At 62.6% G+C, this 5075-nt stretch carries 5 protein-coding genes; 3 read left to right on the forward strand and 2 right to left on the reverse strand.

Annotated features, from left to right (window positions below):
* Window positions 1–1307: short-chain fatty acyl-CoA regulator family protein (locus Q8O80_RS03120; RefSeq protein ID WP_305576820.1), on the reverse strand; the 1307-nt coding region annotated here is incomplete at its 3' end.
* Between the two features lie 164 nt (window positions 1308–1471).
* Here Q8O80_RS03120 and Q8O80_RS03125 point away from each other — a divergent pair.
* Both Q8O80_RS03125 and aceA read left to right on the forward strand, forming a co-directional pair.
* Window positions 1472–1699, forward strand: coding sequence for a hypothetical protein (locus Q8O80_RS03125; RefSeq protein WP_305576822.1), 228 nt, complete (start codon window positions 1472–1474; stop codon window positions 1697–1699).
* A 126-nt stretch (window positions 1700–1825) separates the two neighbouring features.
* Entirely contained in the window at window positions 1826–3109 is a 1284-nt protein-coding gene (gene aceA / locus Q8O80_RS03130) for an isocitrate lyase (protein ID WP_305576824.1), read from the forward strand.
* Window positions 3110–3113: 4 nt separating this feature from the next.
* Here the strand turns inward: aceA and Q8O80_RS03135 are convergent, their stop codons facing one another.
* Window positions 3114–3746 (reverse strand): DUF1294 domain-containing protein, encoded by a 633-nt coding sequence (locus Q8O80_RS03135; protein ID WP_305576826.1) that lies wholly within the window; start codon window positions 3744–3746, stop codon window positions 3114–3116.
* A gap of 125 nt (window positions 3747–3871) precedes the next feature.
* On the opposite strand from Q8O80_RS03135, the gene cfa reads away from it, so the two are divergent.
* Window positions 3872–4987, forward strand: coding sequence for a cyclopropane fatty acyl phospholipid synthase (gene cfa, locus Q8O80_RS03140; RefSeq protein WP_305576827.1), 1116 nt, complete (start codon window positions 3872–3874; stop codon window positions 4985–4987).
* Window positions 4988–5075 lie beyond the last annotated feature (88 nt).

Below are 5075 nucleotides of genomic sequence, written 5' to 3' on the forward strand. Positions count from 1 at the left end.
CAGATGCGGCAACCCACGCCAATGGGCACCACCTGGCTGTCGCCGGTCAGATCCATGCCATCGGCATAGATCATTTCCTTGGCGTGGTGGATCGAGCAGCCCAGCCCGATCGACATATAGCGGCGCGGCGCGTTGTAGCGGTGGTCGCCCTTGATGATGGTGCGGGCCAGGCAGAAATAGCGTTGCCCGTCGGGCATCTGGCTGATCTGGATATTGATCCGCTCCGGCGCCAGAAAGGCTGAATAAATGTTCCAGCGCGGGCAGGCCCCCGAATGGCGCGGAATGTGGATGCCCGACAGCGAAAACCTCTTGGAGATATTGCCGGCAATATCGGTGCGCACCAGATGGAGCGGAATCCCCGCCGCGCCGGGGCGCTGCAGCGTGGTCATGCGGTGGCAGACCTGCTCGAAACTGGCGCCGAAGCGGCGGCCGATGCGCTCGATATCATAGCGATAGTCGCGGCAGGCGCCCAGAAACGGCGCATAGGGCATGACCAGGGCGGCGGCGAAATAGGCCGACAGCACATTGCGCGCCAGCGCTGGTGCATCGCCCTCGGGCAGGCTGGAGGCGGCGATAATGGCGTCAATTTCCGCGCTGGCGGCCAGCTGGCCCAATTGGTGGCCGACCAGAAACAGCGCCGATTCGGCCGGCATGATGTCGGACACCAGCAAGTGGCCGCGCGTGGCATCAAGCTGGCGGGCGATGCCGTGCGGCAGCGAGGCCAGCCGGACCTCGACGCCAAACACGTTGAGCAGATAGGTGCGCAGGCCCGCCTCGAAACTGTCGCCCGAACGGTCAATATCGCTGCGGATACGCTCGGCGGCGGCTTCGAGCGCCGGGAAGTGGTTGGCGTTCTCCTGCAGGAAGTCCGAGATCGCGTCGGTGGCCAGATGGAAGGGTTCACCCACGCCGGGCTGGGTCGGCGTGTCGCCCGATTTGGCGACCAGCCGATAGCGGTCATAAAGCTTGAGAATAGCCCGGGCCGCCGCCGGATTGGCGTGCGCCAGATCGCGGATTTCCAGATTGGTGACGTCGCTGTCGGCAAAGATGTCGTCGCCAAAGGCCTCCATCAGATCGCCCAGCAGCCGGCCTTCATCGCTGTCGACCAGTTCGCCCGGCTCAACGCCGAAATAGCCGGCAATGGCAAACAGCAGCGGCACGGTGACCTTGCGCCGATTGTGCTCGATCAGATTGAGATAGCTGGCCGAAATGCCCAGCGCCGTCGCCAGATCGGCCTGGGCCAGCTTGCGGGTGCGGCGCAGGCGCTTGATGCGCCCGCCGATCTGCATGTCGCTCGCATCGTTCATCGGCTCCTCCCGGCCTTGCTGGCCGCATTTGTTTACAGGCTTTACAGAAACCGCATCGCAGCTTGTGTAGCGATTTACAGGTTTACTGGGCCTATTGCGCTTATTCCTTGCATGTTTGAGCCATTTGTCAAATCTTTACAGACAAGAAATGAGGAGACTTTCGGATGAGCCCTTCCAGCAGTGAACGTGAAGAATATCTGACCATCATTGCCCCGACCGCGGTTGAGGCCATGGCGCAGTTCAGCGCCCGCGGTCTGGCCAGCCAGGGTTATGCCATTGCCGGCAAGATCGGCCGGCACCAGTTTTCGCTGGTGGGCGGGCAGGGCAGCACCGAACTGTTTTCCGGCGCCGGCATGATCGCCGCCACTTTCAGCCGCAAGGTGCTGGGTTAGCCTTTTCCCCTCTCCCTCAGGAGAGAGGGGAAAGCCGGACCAACGCCCCTATTGTTCCACGTGAATCACAAAAAAAAACGCCGGTCCACCGGACCGGCGAAGCCATGCCCTAAAGGAGGACATACCATGCTTGACCAACCCAAATTCCCCGCGCCCGACTATGCGCCGGACCGCTGGCACAATATTGCCCGCAACTACGCCCCCAGCGCCGTGGCCCGGCTCGCCGGATCGCTGCCGATCCGCCACACCCTGGCCGAACAGGGCGCCAAGCGGCTGTGGGAGCTGCTGCAGAACGAGGATTTCGTGCCCACTTTGGGCACGTTTACCGGCAACCAGGCAGTGCAGCAGGTCAAGGCGGGCCTCAAGGCAATCTATCTGAGTGGCTGGCAGGTGGCGGCCGACGCCAATAGCAGTGGCAATATGTATCCCGACCAGAGCCTTTATCCGGTCGACAGCGTGCCGGCGGTGGTCAAGCGCATCAACAAGGCGCTGCAGCGGGCCGACCAGATCCAGACCATGGAGCGCGAAGACGGCATCGCCACCACCGATCTCGACTTTTTCGTGCCGATCATCGCCGATGCCGAGGCCGGCTTTGGCGGCGCACTCAATGCCTTTGAGCTGATGAAGGCGATGATCGAGGCCGGTGCTGCTGCCGTGCATTTCGAGGATCAGCTGGCCAGCGAAAAGAAGTGCGGCCATCTGGGCGGCAAGGTGCTGGTGCCGACCAGCCAGTTCATCCGCACGCTCAATGCGGCGCGGCTGGCCGCCGATGTGATGGGCGTGCCGACGCTGATCATGGCGCGCACCGATGCGGAAGCGGCGCGGCTGATCACCTCCGATATTGACGAGCAGGATGCGCCATTTGTCACCGGGGAACGCACTGCCGAAGGGTTCTATCGGCTCAAGGGCGGCATTGACGCGGCGATTGCGCGCGGCATTGCCTATGCGCCCTATGCCGACCTGATCTGGTGCGAAACCAGCACGCCGAGCCTGGCGGAAGCCAAGAAATTCGCCGAGGCGGTACGCAAGGTGCATCCCGAGCAGATGCTGGCCTATAACTGCTCGCCGAGCTTTAACTGGGCCAAGCATATGGACGAGGCGGCGATGGCCAGCTTCCAGCGCGAAATCGCGGCGATGGGCTACAAATACCAGTTCATCACCCTGGCCGGCTTCCACAATCTGAGCCTGTCGACCTTCGAACTGGCCCGGGCCTACAAGAACGAGGGCATGGCGGGCTATTCCCGGCTGCAGCAGGCCGAGTTCGCCGCCGAACAGCACGGCTTTTCGGCAGTGCGGCATCAGCGCGAAGTGGGCACCAGCTATTTCGACGCCGTGTCGATGGCGGTGAGCGAAGGCAAGAGCGCCACCACCGCAATGGGCGAATCAACCGAAACGGCGCAGTTCCACTAGCCGGCTAGGGCAAGGCGATGCTGACCCAGCCCAGGGCCAGCATCGCCAGACCCAGCACATGGATCAGGGCAAGGGCCCAGGTGACGGCGACAAAGCGCGGCTTGACGGTCTTGTGGCGGTAGATTTCCTGGGCGATCAGGCCGCCGATAATGCCAAAGCAGAAATCGACAACATGCAGATTGGCTTCGCTGACCCGCCAGCGGTCATTGAGTGCGTAGAGCTTGTCGAAGCGATAGAGCAGGGCTGAGGCCAGGCCCATCAGCGTATAGATGGTGCCAAGCCAGAGCGGCGCCCGATCGGTGACGATGGCCAGCAATATCAACAGTGTCAGCATGGTCGCTGCCGTGGTGCGCAGGCCGATCTGGTAGCGCGGCACCGCGTCGGACAGGCGTCGGACGTCGCGCATGCTGCGCTCGGGGACCGGCGCGGCAGCGGTAACCACGATATTGATCGCCGCCGGACGGCCATTGCGGCCGGTCGCGATGTCAAACCTCAGTTGATCGCCCGGCTTGGGCCGTGGTTCACCGTCGGCCAGTTTGGAAATATGGACGTAAAAGTCGTTGCCGGTGCCATCGCGGACGAAGCCATAGCCGCCCTTGTTGTTCCACTGCACCAATTCACCCGTTCGCGACATCATAACCTACCAGTTCAGTTACAGCCTTTAGCCGCGGCACGTTAATGAGAGCTGAGCAGAACGGGCTTGATCACACAAAACCACCGGCGTTAAACTGAGTCATTGCCGATCAAGCTTTTGTGCGCGCCATGTCAGAATCCGCCAGGCGGTTTGTGCTCAGCCAACTCGAACGGACCGGTATTACGGTCAATGGTCCGGCTGCAGCCGATCCAGTCATCCACAATGAGGCCCTTTGGGGGCGGTTGCTGCGCGACGGCACGCTGGGGCTGGGCGAAAGCTATATGGATGGCTGGTGGGATGCCGAGGCGCTCGACCAGTGCCTGTTCGCGCTGATCCGGAGCGATGTGCAGCGGGCCTTCCCCAAGGATCTGGCGGTGATGTGGAGCCTGGCGCGCGGCAAGCTGCTCAACCTGCAGCGGCTGCGGGTGCGCGAAGTGGCCGAGAAGCACTATGATATCGGCAATGATCTCTACGCGGCCATGCTGGACCGGCGGATGATCTATTCGTGCGGCTACTGGAAGGACGCCACCGATCTGGACGCGGCCCAGGAGGCCAAGCTTGACCTGATCTGTCGCAAGGTGGGGCTGCAGCCCGGCATGCGCATTCTTGATATCGGTTCGGGCTGGGGCGGGTTTCTGCAATTTGCCGCCGAGCGCTACGGGGTGTCGGGCGTGGGGGTGACGGTCTCCAAGGAACAGGCGGCGCTGGCCAATGCGCGCACCGCCCATCTGCCGGTGGAAACCAGATTGCTCGACTATCAGGCGCTGGACGGCCAGTTCGACCGCATCATCTCGATCGGCATGTTCGAGCATGTCGGCTACAAGAATTACCGCAGCTATTTCAGCAAGGCCGCCAGCCTGCTGGCCCCGGACGGGCTGATGCTGCTGCACACCATTGGTGGCCATACCAGCGTCGTGCATGGCGATCCATGGAGCGAAAAATACATCTTCCCCAATGGCATGCTGCCCTCGATCGCCCAGATCGGCCGCGCCATTGAAGGGCTGTTCGTGATGGAGGACTGGCACAATTTCGGCGCCGATTACGACACCACGCTCATGGCCTGGCTGGCCCGTTTCGAGGCGGCCTGGCCAGAGCTGTCGGCGCGCTATGACCAGCGCTTTTACCGCATGTGGCGCTACTATCTCAGCGTCTTTGCCGCCTCGTTCCGGGCACGCCAGATCAGCCTGTGGCAGGTGGTCCTGTCGCCGCGCGGCGTCCTGGGCGGCTATACCAGCCACCGCTGAGGCAGATTCACGTGAAACAATTGTCCACAGGGTAACGCAAGGGCGGTTTGCTCAGACCTGCTGGCGCTGCAGTGGCAACCGGATCGGG

This window comes from Devosia sp., from assembly GCF_030689745.1.
Lineage (GTDB): Bacteria > Pseudomonadota > Alphaproteobacteria > Rhizobiales > Devosiaceae > Devosia > Devosia alba.